The sequence below is a fragment of the Citrobacter sp. Cm046 genome, assembly GCF_030333065.1.
GTDB classification, from domain to species: domain Bacteria; phylum Pseudomonadota; class Gammaproteobacteria; order Enterobacterales; family Enterobacteriaceae; genus Citrobacter; species Citrobacter murliniae.
This window is the reverse complement of record NZ_JAOWGP010000046.1, coordinates 436,366-453,774: the sequence shown is the minus strand read 5'-3', so window position 1 is coordinate 453,774 and position 17,409 is coordinate 436,366. Positions and strand designations below refer to the sequence as shown.

Annotated in this window: 15 protein-coding genes and 1 riboswitch; of the genes, 11 read left to right on the top strand and 4 right to left on the bottom strand. The window is 53.2% G+C overall.

From position 1 onward, the window contains the following. The first annotated feature begins 57 nt into the window (after positions 1-57). Genes leuA through leuD form a run of 4 tightly spaced genes read left to right on the top strand, consistent with a single transcriptional unit; the run spans position 58 to position 4,739 of the window. Complete coding sequence (gene leuA / locus OGX98_RS23385; RefSeq protein ID WP_045439770.1) at positions 58-1,629, top strand: 2-isopropylmalate synthase; 1,572 nt, start codon at positions 58-60, stop codon at positions 1,627-1,629. Next, on the top strand, positions 1,629-2,720 hold the full coding sequence (gene leuB, locus OGX98_RS23380; protein ID WP_286595990.1) for a 3-isopropylmalate dehydrogenase: 1,092 nt from the start codon (positions 1,629-1,631) through the stop codon (positions 2,718-2,720). The genes leuA and leuB overlap by 1 nt, the downstream gene beginning before the upstream one ends. Positions 2,721-2,722: 2 nt before the next feature. Next, the gene (leuC, locus tag OGX98_RS23375) at positions 2,723-4,123 is read left to right on the top strand and encodes a 3-isopropylmalate dehydratase large subunit (protein WP_045439758.1); all 1,401 of its coding nucleotides are present in this window, start codon (positions 2,723-2,725) and stop codon (positions 4,121-4,123) included. Positions 4,124-4,133: 10 nt separating this feature from the next. Beyond that, positions 4,134-4,739, top strand: coding sequence for a 3-isopropylmalate dehydratase small subunit (gene leuD, locus OGX98_RS23370; protein WP_045439755.1), 606 nt, complete (start codon positions 4,134-4,136; stop codon positions 4,737-4,739). Between the two features lie 50 nt (positions 4,740-4,789). On the opposite strand, the gene OGX98_RS23365 is transcribed toward leuD, so the two are convergent. Together OGX98_RS23365 and sgrT are read right to left on the bottom strand one after the other, a co-directional pair. Continuing rightward, positions 4,790-5,968: a sugar efflux transporter gene (locus tag OGX98_RS23365; protein WP_286595989.1), complete on the bottom strand. Its 1,179-nt coding sequence runs from the start codon at positions 5,966-5,968 to the stop codon at positions 4,790-4,792. Between the two features lie 127 nt (positions 5,969-6,095). Next, complete coding sequence (gene sgrT / locus OGX98_RS23360) at positions 6,096-6,218, bottom strand: glucose uptake inhibitor SgrT (protein WP_045439749.1); 123 nt, start codon at positions 6,216-6,218, stop codon at positions 6,096-6,098. 99 nt (positions 6,219-6,317) lie between these two features. Between sgrT and sgrR the strand changes: the two genes are divergently transcribed. The 4 genes from sgrR (at position 6,318) to thiQ (ending at position 11,395) form a co-directional block, all read left to right on the top strand. Beyond that, positions 6,318-7,973 (top strand): HTH-type transcriptional regulator SgrR, encoded by a 1,656-nt coding sequence (gene sgrR, locus OGX98_RS23355; protein ID WP_048222065.1) that lies wholly within the window; start codon positions 6,318-6,320, stop codon positions 7,971-7,973. Positions 7,974-8,008: 35 nt separating this feature from the next. Next, positions 8,009-8,109, top strand: a riboswitch (TPP riboswitch). A gap of 31 nt (positions 8,110-8,140) precedes the next feature. Then, complete coding sequence (gene thiB, locus OGX98_RS23350; protein WP_286595985.1) at positions 8,141-9,124, top strand: thiamine ABC transporter substrate binding subunit; 984 nt, start codon at positions 8,141-8,143, stop codon at positions 9,122-9,124. Continuing rightward, on the top strand, positions 9,100-10,710 hold the full coding sequence (gene thiP, locus OGX98_RS23345) for a thiamine/thiamine pyrophosphate ABC transporter permease ThiP (RefSeq protein ID WP_286595984.1): 1,611 nt from the start codon (positions 9,100-9,102) through the stop codon (positions 10,708-10,710). Before thiB ends, thiP begins: the two co-directional genes overlap by 25 nt. Beyond that, a complete protein-coding gene (thiQ, locus tag OGX98_RS23340) occupies positions 10,694-11,395 on the top strand; it encodes a thiamine ABC transporter ATP-binding protein ThiQ (RefSeq protein WP_286595982.1) in 702 nt (233 codons plus the stop codon). Before thiP ends, thiQ begins: the two co-directional genes overlap by 17 nt. Here thiQ and OGX98_RS23335 read toward each other — a convergent pair. Together OGX98_RS23335 and araC are read right to left on the bottom strand one after the other, a co-directional pair. Next, on the bottom strand, positions 11,389-12,156 hold the full coding sequence (locus tag OGX98_RS23335; RefSeq protein WP_045439729.1) for a DedA family protein: 768 nt from the start codon (positions 12,154-12,156) through the stop codon (positions 11,389-11,391). The genes thiQ and OGX98_RS23335 overlap by 7 nt on opposite strands. 119 nt (positions 12,157-12,275) lie before the next feature. After that, positions 12,276-13,121 carry an arabinose operon transcriptional regulator AraC gene (araC, locus tag OGX98_RS23330; protein WP_286595981.1) on the bottom strand — a complete coding sequence of 282 codons (846 nt, stop codon included), beginning with the start codon at positions 13,119-13,121 and terminating at the stop codon, positions 12,276-12,278. A gap of 339 nt (positions 13,122-13,460) precedes the next feature. On the opposite strand from araC, the gene araB reads away from it, so the two are divergent. Genes araB through araD form a run of 3 tightly spaced genes read left to right on the top strand, consistent with a single transcriptional unit; the run spans position 13,461 to position 17,390 of the window. Then, positions 13,461-15,170, top strand: coding sequence for a ribulokinase (gene araB, locus OGX98_RS23325; RefSeq protein ID WP_048222069.1), 1,710 nt, complete (start codon positions 13,461-13,463; stop codon positions 15,168-15,170). Between the two features lie 10 nt (positions 15,171-15,180). Continuing rightward, positions 15,181-16,683, top strand: coding sequence for an L-arabinose isomerase (araA, locus tag OGX98_RS23320; protein ID WP_286595980.1), 1,503 nt, complete (start codon positions 15,181-15,183; stop codon positions 16,681-16,683). A gap of 11 nt (positions 16,684-16,694) precedes the next feature. Next, on the top strand, positions 16,695-17,390 hold the full coding sequence (gene araD, locus OGX98_RS23315) for an L-ribulose-5-phosphate 4-epimerase (protein WP_048222070.1): 696 nt from the start codon (positions 16,695-16,697) through the stop codon (positions 17,388-17,390). The last annotated feature ends 19 nt before the right edge of the window (positions 17,391-17,409 follow it).

Genomic DNA, 17,409 nt, shown 5'->3' with positions numbered 1-17,409 from the left:
TTGCGCGGGTTTTTTTATGCTCGAAGCAAGGCGCCCTAAACACCAAGGACCTAAACCATGAGCCAGCAAGTCATTATTTTCGATACCACCTTACGCGATGGTGAACAGGCGTTACAGGCAAGCCTGAGTGTAAAAGAAAAACTGCAGATTGCTCTGGCTCTCGAGCGTATGGGCGTTGACGTGATGGAAGTGGGTTTCCCTGTTTCGTCGCCGGGTGACTTTGAATCAGTACAAACCATCGCCCGTCAGGTTAAAAACAGCCGCGTTTGTGCATTAGCCCGCTGTGTAGAAAAAGATATCGACGTCGCGGCTGAATCCCTGAAAGTGGCAGAGGCTTTCCGTATTCATACGTTTATTGCCACCTCACCGATGCATATTGCGACCAAGCTGCGCAGTACGCTGGATGAAGTTATTGAGCGGGCTATCTATATGGTTAAACGCGCTCGTAATTACACGGATGACGTTGAATTCTCGTGCGAAGACGCTGGCCGAACCCCTATCGCTGATCTGGCTCGCGTGGTGGAAGCGGCTATTAATGCGGGAGCCAGAACCATCAATATCCCCGATACCGTCGGTTACACCATGCCTTTCGAATTTGGGGCAATTATTTCCGGTCTGTATGAACGCGTACCGAATATCGACAAAGCGATCATATCTGTACACACCCATGACGATTTAGGTCTGGGTGTCGGTAATGCGCTGGCGGCAGTGCATGCGGGGGCTCGTCAGGTAGAAGGGGCAATGAACGGTATCGGTGAACGTGCTGGTAACTGCTCGCTGGAAGAAGTCATCATGGCGATCAAAGTCCGCAAAGATATCCTGAATGTACAGACCCGCATCAATCACCAGGAGATCTGGCGTACCAGTCAGATGGTCAGCCAAATCTGTAATATGCCGATTCCGGCAAACAAAGCGATTGTTGGCAGTGGCGCTTTTGCCCACTCCTCAGGCATTCATCAGGACGGCGTGCTGAAAAACCGTGAAAACTACGAAATCATGACCCCGGAATCCATCGGTTTGAATCAGGTGCAGTTGAACCTGACTTCCCGTTCCGGACGTGCCGCCGTAAAACACCGTATGGATGAGATGGGTTACAAAGAGAGTGAATACAGTCTGGATAATCTGTACGACGCATTCCTGAAACTGGCGGATAAAAAAGGTCAGGTATTCGATTACGACCTGGAAGCCCTGGCCTTCATTAACAAACAGCAGGAAGAACCAGAACATTTCCGTCTGGATTATTTCAGCGTGCAGTCAGGTTCTAATGATATCGCTACCGCCTCCGTCAAGCTGGTCTGTGGCGAAGAAGTCAAAGCCGAAGCAGCCAACGGCAACGGGCCGGTCGATGCCATTTATCAAGCCATCAACCGTATTACCGATTACAACGTTGAACTGGTGAAATACAGCCTGACCGCGAAAGGCCACGGTAAAGATGCGCTGGGTCAGGTAGATATTGTCGCTAACTATAACGGGCGCCGCTTCCATGGCGTCGGTCTGGCAACAGATATCGTCGAATCTTCCGCAAAAGCGATGGTACATGTGCTGAACAATATCTGGCGCGCCGAAGAAGTCGAAAAAGAATTGCAACGCAAAGCTCAGAACAACGAGAACAATAAGGAAACCGTGTGATGTCGAAGAATTATCATATTGCTGTTTTACCGGGTGACGGTATTGGCCCGGAAGTGATGGCGCAAGCCCTGAAGGTACTGGAAGCAATTCGGACGCGTTTTAATATGCGCATTACCACCAGCCACTATGACGTAGGCGGAGCCGCCATCGATAACCACGGTCAACCACTGCCACCCGCTACGGTTGAAGGTTGTGAGCAAGCCGATGCCATTCTGTTTGGCTCCGTTGGTGGCCCGAAATGGGAAAACCTGCCGCCAAACCAGCAGCCTGAACGCGGTGCTTTACTGCCATTACGTAAACACTTCAAATTATTCAGCAATCTGCGTCCGGCTAAGCTGTATCAGGGACTCGAAGCATTTTGCCCGCTGCGCGCCGACATCGCCGCCAACGGTTTCGACATCCTGTGCGTACGCGAACTGACCGGAGGCATCTACTTCGGTCAGCCAAAAGGTCGTGAAGGCAGCGGCCAACATGAGAAAGCCTTTGATACCGAGGTGTATCACCGTTTTGAGATTGAACGCATTGCGCGCATCGCCTTTGAGTCTGCACGCCAGCGCCGTCGTAAAGTGACGTCGATTGATAAAGCTAACGTGCTGCAAACCTCTATTTTGTGGCGCGAAATCGTCAATGAAATCTCTAATGAATACCCGGACGTTGAACTGGCTCATATGTACATCGATAACGCCACGATGCAGTTAATCAAAGACCCATCCCAGTTCGACGTGCTGTTGTGCTCAAACCTGTTTGGCGACATTCTGTCTGATGAGTGCGCCATGATCACCGGCTCAATGGGCATGCTGCCCTCTGCCAGCCTCAATGAGCTGGGCTTTGGCCTGTACGAACCCGCTGGCGGCTCCGCTCCGGATATTGCCGGGAAAAATATCGCTAACCCAATTGCCCAGATCCTGTCTCTGGCGCTGCTGTTACGCTACAGCCTGGATGCCAATGATGCAGCCACCGCAATTGAGAGCGCCATCAACCGCGCATTAGAAGAAGGCATTCGTACGGGCGACTTAGCCCGTGGCGCAGCCGCAGTCAGTACCGATGAAATGGGCGATATCATCGCTCGTTACGTCGCAGAAGGGGTGTAATCATGGCCAGAACGTTATACGAAAAATTGTTTGATGCGCACGTGGTGTATGAGGCGCAAAACGAAACTCCGCTGTTATATATCGACAGACATCTGGTGCATGAAGTGACCTCTCCACAGGCATTTGACGGTCTGCGTGCGCACAATCGTCCGGTTCGCCAACCAGGCAAAACCTTCGCGACCATGGATCATAATGTCTCAACGCAAACCAAAGACATTAACGCTTCCGGCGAAATGGCGCGTATTCAGATGCAGGAACTGATCAAAAACTGCAATGAATTCGGCGTCGAGCTGTACGACCTGAATCATCCGTATCAGGGCATCGTCCACGTCATGGGGCCGGAGCAAGGCGTGACTTTGCCGGGCATGACCATCGTCTGCGGTGACTCCCACACTGCCACTCATGGTGCGTTTGGCGCGCTGGCGTTTGGTATCGGGACTTCCGAAGTCGAACACGTGCTGGCTACGCAAACCTTGAAACAGGGCCGGGCAAAAACCATGAAGATTGAGGTTAACGGCACTGCTGCTCCGGGTATCACGGCTAAAGATATCGTGCTGGCGATCATTGGTAAAACCGGCAGCGCAGGCGGTACCGGCCATGTGGTTGAGTTTTGTGGCGATGCCATCCGTGCACTGAGCATGGAAGGCCGTATGACTCTGTGCAATATGGCGATTGAGATGGGTGCCAAAGCGGGTCTGGTCGCGCCGGATGAAACCACGTTTAACTATGTGCAGGGTCGTTTGCATGCGCCGAAAGGCCAGGACTTTGCCAACGCGGTTGAGTACTGGAAAACGTTGAAAACCGACGACGGTGCGACCTTTGATACTATCGTAACTCTGCAGGCCGAAGAGATTGCACCACAGGTAACCTGGGGAACGAATCCAGGCCAGGTGATTTCCGTGAACGATAATATTCCCGACCCAGCATCGTTTACCGACCCAGTTGAGCGCGCTTCGGCAGAAAAAGCGCTGGCTTATATGGGGTTGAAGCCGGGGATCCCGCTGACCGATGTGGCGATCGACAAGGTGTTTATCGGATCCTGCACTAACTCACGTATAGAAGATTTACGTGCCGCTGCGGAAATCGCTAAAGGGCGTAAAGTCGCGCCAGGGGTGCAGGCGCTGGTGGTACCAGGTTCCGGCCCGGTAAAAGCACAGGCAGAAGCGGAAGGGTTGGATAAAATATTCATTGAAGCCGGTTTTGAATGGCGCTTGCCGGGTTGCTCAATGTGTCTGGCAATGAATAATGACCGCCTGAATCCCGGAGAACGTTGCGCTTCCACCAGCAACCGTAATTTTGAAGGTCGTCAGGGCCGCGGTGGACGTACGCACTTAGTCAGCCCGGCAATGGCCGCCGCTGCCGCCGTTACCGGCCATTTTGCCGATATTCGCAGCATCAAATAAGGAAACCACCATGGCAGAGAAATTTACCCAGCATACCGGCCTGGTTGTCCCACTGGATGCCGCCAACGTCGATACTGATGCAATTATTCCTAAACAGTTTCTGCAGAAGGTAACGCGTACCGGTTTCGGCGCACACCTGTTTAATGACTGGCGTTTCCTGGATGAAAAGGGCCAACAACCCAACCCAGAATTCGTCCTGAACTTCCCGGAATATAAAGGTGCCTCAATTCTGCTGGCGCGGGAAAACTTTGGCTGCGGCTCATCGCGTGAACACGCACCGTGGGCGTTGACTGATTACGGCTTCAAAGTGGTGATTGCACCAAGCTTCGCTGACATCTTTTACGGCAACAGCTTCAACAATCAGCTTCTGCCAGTGAAGTTAAGCGATGTAGAAGTTGATGAGCTGTTCAAACTGGTGCAGGCGCATCCGGGGATCCGCTTTGAAGTGGACCTTGAAGCGCAGGTAGTGAAAGCGGGCGATAAGTCATACAGCTTCAAAATTGATGATTTCCGCCGCCACTGCATGCTCAATGGCCTGGACAGCATCGGCCTGACGTTGCAGCATGAAGACGCCATCTCCGCTTACGAAAATAAGCAACCGGCGTTTATGCGCTGATACTCAACATGCCGGATAGCGACACAAAAGTGTCTTATCCGGCACGCTGATTACACATCTTTTACCCGTCCGGTCATCACCAGCGTAATCAGAGAAATCCCCGCAATCACCCAGTAGACGGCAAAATGCCCGTAGCTTTGCGCCACCGCCCCCTGAATAACCCCCGCCAGAATCACGCCCGTTGAAATACTGTTGGTAAACAACGTCGTCGCCGAACCAGCACGCCCAGGCATCAGATCCTGAAACCACAGCATACCGATCCCCGCAACGATACCGATAAATACCGCATTAAACAGCTGCAGGATAAGTAACGCCGTGTGGCTATGAAAGAAAATAAGGCCGAGATAAAACAACACGCCAGCCGCTACGGCAGTCATCATCATCCGCCGTTTGCCGAAGCGCTTCACGTAATAGCCCGCCAGAATCATCGCCGGAATTTCCAGTCCCGCCGCAGTCCCCATCAGGATCCCGGCAAGCTTGTCAGGCAGACCAAGCTCAAGGCTGATCCACAGCGGCATATCGATGATGTACATGGTGTTACAGGTCCACATCAGCGTAGAGGCGATAAACAACATGCGCACATTTTTATCCTGCCAGCCGCCAGCCTGTTCAAGCGTGACATCAACAGGCTGTGCTACCCGAGCCACGGATGGCAGTATCAGCGCGATCAGCACCACGCTAATCGCGAAAATTCCTGCGGCAATAGAGAACATCGCCGTAAAACCGTAATTCAGCGCCAGCATAAAGGCCAGCGGCGGTCCAATCACCCACGCCAGCGAAAGCTGGGCACGCATAACCGAACTAAACATCACCACTTCGCGTGCCGAGTTATCAGCATACTCTCGTGCCAGCGCAAACAGCTGTGGCATAGCCGTATTCGCCAGTGAGGCCAGCAGTACTCCGCAGGTTATCAGCGTTAAATAATGGCGATTAAAGGCAAACAACAGCGCGTTACCAATGGCCATCAGGCAGCAGAACATAATCAGTTTACGCCGATCGCCCTGGCTATCTGATCGTTTTGCCAGACCAAGACTAACCGCAATCCCGGCAATCGCATTGACGGTGTAAAACAGACCGACCCAAAATGGCTGCGCCCCAACCTCACGACTCAGAAACAGGCTCAGCGTGGGTGCCTGTAATGCACCCGCCACGCCCATCATGAATGCAACCAGCATAAATGCGGCATAAACGCCGTTAAGGCGCCGTCCCATCGTCATAATCCAGAGCATTACCTTTCCTTTTGCGCAGCGGAAACGAAAAAAAGCCAGCAGGTAATATCTGCTGGCGGGTGAATCGAGGCGGTAGCCTGCACCAATACTCAGTCACACATGATGTCTGCAATTCGGCATTCAGAGGTCAGTTTGTCAGCTCCCACTGCATCAGTTCTTCGAGCATCTTTAAGCGCTGCGGTGCGCTCAGGCAAGCCAACCAGGACAAGCGTTCTGTCGCGGTAAAGTATTTCAACCAGAACTGACGCATAGATGACCCCTTTGTCGTCTCATCGCTTCATCGGAATCTATTATTGACTTAATATAGGGATAATAAAATTGCTGAGTTTTCCGCAGGAGTTCCCCTTTTATGTCTTCTGGTCGTTTGCAACAACAGTTCATCCGTCTGTGGCAATGCTGTGACGGCAAAACGCAAGATACTACGCTGAACGAACTGGCGGAGCTGCTTAGCTGTTCCCGACGCCACATGCGTACCCTGCTTAACACCATGCAGGAACGCGGCTGGCTAACATGGGAAGCAGAAGTCGGACGCGGCAAACGATCGCGCCTGACGTTTCTCTATACCGGGCTGGCGCTCCAGCAGCAGCGTGCAGAAGACCTGCTGGAGCAGGATCGTATTGATCAACTGGTGCAACTGGTCGGGGATAAAACAGCCGTACGGCAAATGCTGGTTTCCCATTTGGGTCGCAGCTTTCGTCAGGGCCGACACATCATGCGTGTCCTCTACTATCGCCCTATGCACAACTTGCTCCCCGGTACAGCGTTACGCCGTTCTGAAACCCACATTGCCCGGCAAATCTTCAGCGCCTTAATTCGGGTAAATGAGGAAAATGGGGAACTGGAAGCCGATATAGCACATCACTGGCAACAAATTTCCCCGCTGCACTGGCGCTTCTTCCTGCGCCCTGGGGTCCATTTTCATCATGGTCGCGAGCTGGAAATGGAAGATGTGATTTCCTCACTCACGCGTATTAACAATCTGCCGCTGTACTCGCACATCACGCAAATTGTTTCCCCCACGGCCTGGACGCTGGATATCCACCTTTCGCAAGCGGATCGCTGGCTTCCCTGGTTATTGGGACAAGTGCCCGCAATGATCCTGCCGCGTGAATGGGAAACGCTCAATAATTTCTCCAGCCACCCCATTGGTACCGGCCCCTATGCGGTAATGCGCAACACGCATAGCCAGCTAAAAATTCACGCATTTGATGATTACTTTGGCTACCGGGCGTTGATCGATGAAGTTAACGTTTGGGTCCTACCGGACATAGGTGAAGAACCTGGCGGCGGTCTGATGCTGAAAGGCCCAACCGAAGATGAAAAAGCGATCGAAAGCCGCCTGGAAGAAGGCTGCTACTACATGCTGTTTGATTCACGTTCCCATCGAGGAGCAAATCAGGACGTTCGCGAATGGGTAAGCCGCATTCTCTCACCGACGAATTTAATTTTTCAGGCTGATGAACAGTATCAACGACACTGGTTCCCCGCCTACGGATTACTCCCCCGCTGGCATCACGCGAGACCAGGACTCGGTGAAAAACCGGCAGGGCTGGAAACGCTGACGCTTACTTACTACCGCGATCATATCGAGCATCGGGTTATCGCGCAGATCATGAAAACATTACTGGCGGAACATCAGGTACAGCTGAATATTCAGGAGATCGACTACGATCAATGGCATGCAGGCGAGACCGTCAGCGATATCTGGCTCAACAGTGCCAACTTTACCTTGCCACTGGACTTCTCACTGTTCGCCCATTTATGCGAAGTCCCGCTGCTGCAAAACTGTATTTCTCTGGACTGGGAAAGCGACGCCGCCCGCTGGCGAACCGGCGAAATGAGTCTGGCCGCGTGGTGCCAGCAACTGCTTGCCAGTAAAGCTATTGTGCCGCTGATCCATCACTGGCTGATCATTCAGGGACAGCGGAGTATGCGCGGGTTACGTATGAATACCCTCGGCTGGTTTGATTTTAAATCTGCATGGTTCGCACCACCGGATCCTTAAGGCTTTTGATTTATTCACGTAATCATTACAATGTGCCGTTCTCAACGGGGTGCTGCGCCGAGTGCGCGGGCTGAGAAAATACCCGTCGAACCTGATCCGGATAACGCCGGCGAAGGGATTTGAGGCTACAGCTCAAGTCCTTTGCCACTCTTTTAATGAGGTGCAAAGTGTTAAAAAAATGTCTTCCCCTGCTGCTACTGTGCGCAGCGCCTGCCTTCGCCAAACCTGTTTTGACTGTCTATACCTACGACTCGTTCGCCGCTGACTGGGGCCCCGGTCCAACCATCAAAAAAGCCTTTGAAGCTGACTGCAACTGTGAGCTAAAACTGGTGGCGCTGGAAGATGGTGTATCACTGCTGAACCGCCTGCGTATGGAAGGAAAAAACAGTAAAGCCGACGTAGTACTTGGTCTGGACAACAACCTGCTTGAAGCCGCAATGCAAACCAAACTGTTTGCCAAAAGCGACGTGGCGAACGATACCGTCGCAGTCCCTGGCGGCTGGAAAAACGACACGTTTGTACCGTTTGATTACGGCTATTTCGCCTTCGTTTATGACAAAAACAAGCTGAAAAACCCGCCGAAAAGCCTGAAGGAACTGGTCGAGAGCGACCAAAAATGGCGTGTAATCTACCAGGATCCACGCACCAGCACGCCGGGTCTGGGATTGCTGCTGTGGATGCAAAAAGTCTATGGCGATAAAACGCCAGAAGCCTGGCAGAAACTGGCAGCAAAAACCGTCACCGTCACCAAAGGCTGGAGTGAAGCCTACGGCCTGTTTCTGAAAGGTGAAAGTGATCTGGTACTAAGCTATACAACTTCTCCTGCGTATCACATCATCGAAGAGAAGAAAGACAACTACGCCGCCGCGAATTTTAGCGAAGGTCACTATCTGCAGGTTGAAGTTGCTGCCCGCACCGCTGCCAGCAAGCAGCCGGAACTTGCAGAAAAATTCATTAAATTTATGGTCTCTCCGGCATTCCAGAACGCCATTCCGACGGGCAACTGGATGTATCCGGTTACCCAGGTCGCCCTGCCGCCAGGATTTGAGCAACTGGAAAAACCATCTACCGCACTGGAATTTACTCCGCAGCAGGTAGCAACCCAACGTCAGGCATGGATTAGCGAATGGCAACGCGCCGTCAGCCGTTAATACCTGGCTGGCTGATACCAGGGCTTTCAGCCGCCACGCTGATGGTGGCTGTCGCTCTGGCAGCATTTCTGGCGCTGTGGTTTAACGCGCCACAAGGGGACTGGTTCTCGCTGTTGCAGGACAGCTACCTGTGGCATGTGGTGCACTTTTCCTTCTGGCAGGCGTTTTTATCCGCAGCGCTGTCCGTCATCCCGGCGATTTTCCTCGCCAGAGCACTCTATCGCCGCCGTTTTCCCGGACGTCTGGCGTTGCTGCGCCTGTGCGCGATGACGCTGATCCTGCCTGTGCTGGTCGCCGTCTTTGGTATCCTCAGCGTATATGGTCGCCAGGGCTGGCTGGCCTCAATCTGGCAAACATTCGGACTGGAATGGACGTTTTCCCCGTACGGCCTGCAGGGCATTCTGCTGGCCCACGTCTTTTTCAATCTCCCAATGGCCAGCCGCTTACTGCTGCAATCACTGGAGAATATTCCCGGTGAACAGCGTCAGCTCGCAGCGCAGTTAGGTATGCGCGGCTGGCATTTCTTCCGCTTTGTTGAATGGCCATGGCTGCGTCGTCAGATCCTCCCCGTCGCTGCACTCATCTTTATGCTGTGTTTCGCCAGCTTCGCTACCGTCTTGTCGCTCGGTGGTGGGCCACAAGCAACCACCATTGAGCTGGCCATCTATCAGGCGCTGAGCTTTGATTACGATCCTGCCCGAGCCGCCATGCTGGCGCTGATCCAGATGATTTGTTGTTTAGCCCTTGTGCTGCTTAGCCAACGTCTGAGCCGGGCGATCGCCCCCGGTACCACGCTGGTCCAGGGGTGGCGCGATCCCGACGATCGCCTGCACAGCCGCCTAGCTGACGCAATCCTGATTATTCTGGCCCTGCTGCTGTTGCTGCCGCCGCTGCTGGCGGTGATGGTCGATGGTTTAAATCGCCATGTACTGGATGTGCTTATGCAGCCAGTACTGTGGCAAGCGCTGTGGACCTCGCTGCGCATCGCGCTGGCAGCAGGCATGTTGTGCGTTATTCTCACCATGATGCTGCTATGGAGCAGCCGCGAACTGCGTGCCCGACAGCAGGTACTGGCAGGCCAGACGCTGGAACTTAGCGGCATGATGATACTCGCCATGCCGGGCATTGTGCTGGCTACCGGCTTCTTCCTGTTGCTTAACGACACTATCGGGCTACCGGACTCTGCGGATGGCATTGTCATTTTCACCAATGCGCTGATGGCGATCCCTTACGCGTTAAAAGTGCTGGAAAATCCAATGCGTGATGTAACCACACGCTACAGTAGGTTGTGTCAGTCTTTGGGTATTGAAGGGTGGTCACGGCTGAAAGTGGTTGAACTGCGCGCCCTGAAACGTCCGCTGGCGCAGGCAATGGCCTTTGCCTGCGTGCTCTCTATTGGCGATTTTGGCGTGGTGGCGTTGTTTGGTAATGATGATTTCCGCACGCTGCCATTTTACCTGTATCAGCAAATTGGTTCTTATCGCAGCCAGGATGGTGCGGTAACGGCATTATTGTTGCTTCTCTTGTGCTTTACGCTGTTTACCGTTATTGAGAAATTACCGGGTCGAAATGTTAAAACTGATTGATATCACATGGCTGTACCACCATTTTCCGATGCGCTTTACGTTGTCAGTTGCGCGGGGTGAGCAGGTCGCGGTACTTGGGCCAAGCGGTGCCGGGAAAAGTACCCTATTGAATCTGATCGCCGGATTTCTGACACCGGCCAGCGGTACCATGTTGATTGAAGGTGAAGATCACACCGCCACGCCGCCCTCTCGTCGTCCTGTTTCCATGCTGTTTCAGGAAAACAACCTGTTCAGTCACCTGAGCGTACAGCAAAACATTGGCCTGGGCCTTAATCCGGGATTAAAACTGAACGCGTTTCAGCGGGAGAAAATGCACCATATCGCCAAACAAATGGGGATCGAAAACCTGCTGGAGAGACTTCCCGGCGAGCTTTCCGGCGGACAGAGGCAACGCGTCGCTCTGGCACGCTGTCTGGTTCGCGAACAGCCCGTGTTACTGCTCGACGAACCGTTTTCCGCGCTCGACCCCGCTCTGCGTCAGGAGATGCTAACGCTGGTAGCCGATGTTTGTCGTGAGAAGCAATTGACTCTGCTGATGGTGTCACACAGCGTAGAAGACGCCGCGCGTATTGCGCCGCGTTCAATTGTGGTCGCCGACGGACGTATAGCGTGGCAAGGCAAAACGGATGAGTTATTAAGCGGTCATGCCAGTGCCTCAGCATTGCTCGGAATTGAGCGTCAGTAGCCAACCACTTTGCGCAGAATATCAATATAAACAGGCATCAATGGATGGCGCACCAGGGCAACCAGCGCAACAACGCCGATACCGAGAATAAGTGGTGCAAGCCAGAGCAGACGGCCTCGTGGCAAATACGGCGTTAAACGATCAACCGCGGCTTTGCCACTGCGCCACAGTCGCCAGCACAGCCAGCCTCCAACCCACAGCAGCAGCGCCGTCGCCAGCAACAACCATTTGAAATCCCCGCTCTGTATCTCAGAAGGAATATCAATCGCCGCGCCAGCCAGAATACCCGGCAAAAAATAGAAAGGGGGCCACAGTATGCAACCAATGATATTGGGCACGATAAATTTTGTGACCGGCAGATCCAGCATACCCGCCACCATCGGCACCAGCGGGCGCGTCGGCCCTACAAAACGGCCTACCAGAATGGTGAACATGCTGTGCTGATGGAGCGCATGTTCAGTTTTATCCAGTAATGCCTTGTTCTTTTTCATAAAAGACCAGCGATGAAGCGGCTTTTTAAAGCGCCATCCCAGCCAGAAAGAGATCCAGTCACCCAACAAACAACCAACGATGCCCGCAAGCCAGGCGTGCCAGAAGTTCAGTTCACCACTGCCAATCAGTGCGCCCAGCCCCGCCATCATTACGGTACCGGGTAAAATCAGGCCCACCAACGCCAGTGACTCCAGAAAAGCCACCAGTAGTACGGCTATCAAAGAGTACACGGCGGACTGGAGGATAAAGTGTTCCAGCAATGCTTGCATAATGTGTCCGTCAGATTTACGAAGCAGGGATTCTGATAACCCTTCCCAACTTCGTCAAGCCATCATTTGTCTGAATAGTTTGCGAGATATGACAACTTTCAGGACACATCATTCACTTTTTATTCACACCCTGCACGAAATTCGCTTGGGCTGGCACCGGTACATTTCTTGAAAACACGCGAGAAATAGAGCTGATCGTCAAATCCAACATTACGCCCGACCGTAGCGATAGGCATGCGCGTGGTGCTCAACAGGAGTTTAGCCTGGCTAATACGCTGATCCTCACGCCAGCTCAATACGCTAATACCCAACTGCTGGCGGAACAGGTGCGATAAACGCGATGGCGACAGGCAGACATGTTGTGCGACGCTGGCAATATCAAAATTGCTGTCTGCAAGGTGATCGCTGATGTACTGGCAGGCATCACGTACGCGGTTATCCATCGGCGGGTGCAGCGATTCATTAATTGCTTCCATACGTCTGAGCAGCATTTGCTCCAGCAGATTAATCGCCAGCAGTTCCGAGTATCGCCCTTCCCCCTGTCCGGCACTGATGATCTGACCAAACAGTTCGTTAAAATGCGGCTGATGCGCTTCGTCCGGACGAAAAAAACCGGTCTGAGCAAAAATCGTCGGCCAGGTCAGCCACTCCTGCCAGTATGCGCGTGGTCGAAAATAGACCCACTGGTGATACCATTCGCTGGCATCGGGGTGGCGTCCGTAGTGGTGAATTTCACCCGGTGGGAACAATAAAATATCACCTGGCCGGCAGACAAACTGCTTGCCCTGATTATTGATAACCCCTTCCCCACGGATGGTAAGGTTCAAGATATAGCCCTTCATCCCTAACGGCCTGTCGATAAAAAAATCCAGGTATCCGTTTGCTTCAATGGGGGTTAATCCCGCCACCAGATGTGCGTTAAACGAATAACCCGGCAGCAGGGGATCGTTTTGCGTTTCAGCCATAATTTCAATACTCCCGATGCTCTGAAAAGAAACAAATCGTCCATATTGCGCAAGACATCGTCACCCTCGCTTTAGTGGATCGCCGTGTTTTCAGAAATTGACCATAAACCCCGCTTGTGAAAAGCATCTTGTAAAAAAGCCGTACCACATCGACGACAAAAACGGCTAACAAAAGTGTCTATAACTACGGCAGAAATGTCCACATTGATTATTTGCACAGCGTCACACTTTGTGATGTCACAGCATTTTAATCCATAAGATTAGCGGATCCTGCCTGACGGTTTTTATCCCTACTATCTACTGTTTATCCATACCTGTTTTTTTGGATGGAGCAAGACGATGGCAATTGCAATTGGCCTCGATTTTGGTAGTGATTCAGTACGAGCTCTGGCGGTGGACTGTGACAGCGGCAAGGAAATCGCCACCAGCGTAGAGTGGTATCCACGCTGGCAGGAAGGGCTGTATTGCGATGGCCCAAATAACCAGTTTCGCCATCATCCGCGTGACTATATTGAATCAATGGAAGCGGCGCTCAAAACTGTGCTGGCCGAACTGAGCGCTGAGCAGCGCGAGGAAGTGGTCGGGATTGGCGTTGACAGTACGGGTTCAACCCCGGCTCCCGTTGATGCCGATGGCAACGTCCTCGCACTGCACCCGGCGTTCGCTGACAATCCGAACGCCATGTTCGTGTTGTGGAAAGATCACACTTCAGTAGAAGAAGCAGAAGAAATTACCCGCCTGTGCCACACGCCAGGCAAAGCCGATTATTCCCGCTATATCGGCGGTATTTACTCCAGCGAATGGTTCTGGGCAAAAATCCTGCACGTTACCCGTCAGGACAACGCTGTTGCACAGGCCGCAGCCTCCTGGGTTGAACTGTGTGACTGGGTTCCGGCCCTGCTCTCAAATACTGTGCGTCCACAGGATATTCGTCGTGGACGCTGTAGCGCCGGACACAAGTCTCTGTGGCATGAAAGTTGGGGGGGGTTACCTCCGGCAAGTTTCTTTGATGAGCTCGACCCGCTTATCAACCGCCATCTGCAATACCCGATGTTTACTGACACCTTCACCGCTGACCTGCCTGTTGGCACGCTGTGTGCCGAATGGGCGCAACGCCTCGGTTTGCCAGAAAGCGTGGTGATTTCAGGCGGCGCATTTGACTGCCATATGGGAGCAGTCGGCGCAGGAGCGCAACCCAATACGCTGGTAAAAGTTATTGGCACTTCTACCTGCGACATTCTGATAGCCGACAAGCAAAGCGTGGGTGAGCGCGCGGTGAAGGGAATTTGCGGTCAGGTTGATGGCAGCGTCGTACCCCATTTTATTGGTCTGGAGGCTGGTCAATCCGCCTTCGGCGATATCTATGCCTGGTTTAGCCGCGTATTGAGCTGGCCACTGGATCAGCTTGTAGCGCAGCACCCTGAACTGAAAGCTCAAATTAAAGCCAGCCAAAAACAGTTGCTGCCCGCGCTGACCGAAGCATGGGCGAATAATCCTTCGCTGGATCATCTGCCGGTGGTACTCGACTGGTTCAACGGTCGTCGTACACCAAATGCCAACCAGCGCCTGAAAGGGGTCATTACCGATCTTAACCTTGCGACCGATGCTCCAGCACTGTTTGGTGGCCTGATTGCCGCAACGGCATTTGGCGCACGTGCCATCATGGAATGCTTTACCGAACAAGGTATTGCAGTCAACAACGTGATGGCCCTCGGCGGCATCGCGCGTAAAAACCCGATCATCATGCAAGCCTGCTGCGACGTACTTAATCGCCCGCTGCAGATTGTCGCTTCAGATCAATGCTGTGCGCTTGGCGCAGCCATCTTTGCCGCCGTCGCCGCAAAAGTTCACGCCGATATCCCGACCGCTCAGCAAAAAATGGCAAGTGCTGTGGAAAACACGCTGCAACCTCGCACCGAACAAGCTCAACGTTTTGAACAGCTTTATCGCCGCTACCAGCAGTGGGCTGTAAGCGCTGAACAACAATATCTTCCGACTGCCGCTCCGGCGCAAACAGCCCCGGTCAACCAGGCAACCCTGACACATTAAGGACACGACAATGACGATTTTTAATAACTATGAAGTGTGGTTTGTGATTGGTAGCCAGCATCTGTATGGGCCAGAAACTCTGCGTCAGGTAACCCAACATGCCGAGCACGTCGTAAACGCGCTGAATACCGAAGCAAAACTGCCCTGCAAACTGGTTTTAAAACCGTTGGGAACTTCACCTGACGAGATCACCGCAATTTGTCGTGATGCCAGCTATGACGATCGTTGCGCTGGGATGGTGGTCTGGCTGCACACCTTCTCTCCGGCCAAAATGTGGATCAACGGCCTGACGATCCTTAACAAGCCGCTGCTGCAGTTTCACACCCAGTTCAACGCTGCCCTACCGTGGGATAGCATTGATATGGACTTTATGAATCTGAACCAGACTGCGCACGGTGGTCGTGAGTTCGGCTTTATCGGCGCGCGAATGCGTCAACAGCATGCCGTCGTCACCGGTCACTGGCAGGACAAGCAGGCGCACGAGCGTATCGGTTCATGGATGCGCCAGGCTGTATCCAAACAGGATACCCGCCATCTGAAAGTGTGCCGCTTTGGCGACAACATGCGTGAAGTGGCTGTCACCGACGGTGACAAAGTTGCCGCCCAGATTAAATTTGGTTTCTCCGTTAACACCTGGGCTGTTGGCGATCTGGTTCAGGTGGTAAACGCTATTAGCGACGGCGACATTAATGCGCTGATCGACGAGTACGAAAGCAGCTACACCATGACACCAGCAACGCAGATCCACGGCGAAAAGCGTCAGAATGTGCTGGAAGCAGCTCGTATTGAACTGGGGATGAAGCGCTTTCTCGAACAGGGTGGGTTCCACGCCTTTACCACCACATTTGAAGATTTGCACGGCCTGAAGCAACTCCCGGGTCTGGCCGTACAGCGTCTGATGCAGCAAGGCTACGGCTTTGCGGGCGAAGGCGACTGGAAAACAGCCGCTCTGCTTCGCATCATGAAGGTGATGTCAACCGGTCTGCAGGGCGGCACCTCATTTATGGAGGATTACACCTACCACTTTGAGAAGGGTAACGATCTGGTGCTCGGCTCGCACATGCTGGAAGTCTGTCCGTCTATCGCGGTGGAAGAGAAACCGATCCTCGACGTACAGCATCTTGGCATCGGTGGTAAAGACGCTCCTGCCCGCTTGATCTTCAACACCAAAACCGGCCCGGCAGTGGTTGCCAGCCTGATCGATCTCGGCGATCGCTTTCGTCTGCTGGTTAACTGCATTGATACGGTACAAACCCCGCACGACCTGCCGAAACTACCAGTGGCTAACGCATTATGGAAAGCCCAGCCGGATCTCCCCACCGCATCAGAGGCCTGGATCCTTGCTGGTGGCGCGCACCATACCGTCTTCAGTCACGCGCTGGATCTGAACGACATGCGTCAGTTTGCTGAAATGCACGATATCGAGATCACCGTGATCGACAACGATACACGCCTGCCGGCCTTCAAGGACGCGCTGCGCTGGAATGAGGTGTATTACGGTTTGAAACGTTAAGGGTGATAAACATGTTAGATGATCTCAAACGTCAGGTACTGGAAGCGAACCTGGCGCTACCGAAGCACAACCTGGTTACCCTGACCTGGGGAAACGTTAGTGCCGTGGACCGCGAGCGCGGCGTATTTGTAATAAAACCTTCCGGTGTCGATTACAGTGTTATGACCGCTGATGATATGGTCGTCATCAGTATTGCAACGGGTGAAGTGGTAGAAGGAGAGAAAAAACCGTCTTCCGATACCCCAACCCACCGTTTGCTGTATCAGGCGTTTCCGACCATTGGCGGCATTGTCCACACCCATTCGCGTCACGCGACCATCTGGGCACAGGCAGGTCAGTCGATTCCGGCAACAGGCACAACACATGCGGACTACTTCTACGGGGCTATTCCCTGCACGCGTCAAATGACCGACGCCGAAATCAACGGGGAATATGAGTGGGAAACCGGTAATGTGATCGTTGAAACCTTCGAGAAGCAAGGCATTGACGCAGCGCAAATGCCGGGGGTGCTGGTGCACTCTCACGGCCCGTTTGCCTGGGGTAAAAATGCCGAAGACGCCGTACACAACGCGATTGTGCTGGAGGAAGTCGCCTATATGGGGATCTTCTGCCGCCAGCTCGCGCCACAACTGCCGAATATGCAGCAAACCCTGCTGGACAAACACTATCTGCGTAAACACGGTGCCAAGGCCTATTACGGACAGTAGCGAATTACTCAAGCAGTGC

Bases quoted from the DNA above. Each gene is read 5' to 3' on its own strand.
- araB (WP_048222069.1), top strand. From the start codon at position 13,461: ATGGCAATTGCAATTGGCCTCGATTTTGGTAGTGATTCAGTACGAGCT.
- araA (WP_286595980.1), top strand. From the start codon at position 15,181: ATGACGATTTTTAATAACTATGAAGTGTGGTTTGTGATTGGTAGCCAG.
- leuA (WP_045439770.1), top strand. From the start codon at position 58: ATGAGCCAGCAAGTCATTATTTTCGATACCACCTTACGCGATGGTGAA.
- leuB (WP_286595990.1), top strand. From the start codon at position 1,629: ATGTCGAAGAATTATCATATTGCTGTTTTACCGGGTGACGGTATTGGC.
- leuD (WP_045439755.1), top strand. From the start codon at position 4,134: ATGGCAGAGAAATTTACCCAGCATACCGGCCTGGTTGTCCCACTGGAT.
- OGX98_RS23365 (WP_286595989.1), bottom strand. From the start codon at position 5,968: ATGCTCTGGATTATGACGATGGGACGGCGCCTTAACGGCGTTTATGCC.
- OGX98_RS23335 (WP_045439729.1), bottom strand. From the start codon at position 12,156: ATGCAAGCATTGCTGGAACACTTTATCCTCCAGTCCGCCGTGTACTCT.
- thiP (WP_286595984.1), top strand. From the start codon at position 9,100: ATGGCAACGCGCCGTCAGCCGTTAATACCTGGCTGGCTGATACCAGGG.
- leuC (WP_045439758.1), top strand. From the start codon at position 2,723: ATGGCCAGAACGTTATACGAAAAATTGTTTGATGCGCACGTGGTGTAT.
- sgrR (WP_048222065.1), top strand. From the start codon at position 6,318: ATGTCTTCTGGTCGTTTGCAACAACAGTTCATCCGTCTGTGGCAATGC.
- sgrT (WP_045439749.1), bottom strand. From the start codon at position 6,218: ATGCGTCAGTTCTGGTTGAAATACTTTACCGCGACAGAACGCTTGTCC.
- araC (WP_286595981.1), bottom strand. From the start codon at position 13,121: ATGGCTGAAACGCAAAACGATCCCCTGCTGCCGGGTTATTCGTTTAAC.
- araD (WP_048222070.1), top strand. From the start codon at position 16,695: ATGTTAGATGATCTCAAACGTCAGGTACTGGAAGCGAACCTGGCGCTA.
- thiQ (WP_286595982.1), top strand. From the start codon at position 10,694: ATGTTAAAACTGATTGATATCACATGGCTGTACCACCATTTTCCGATG.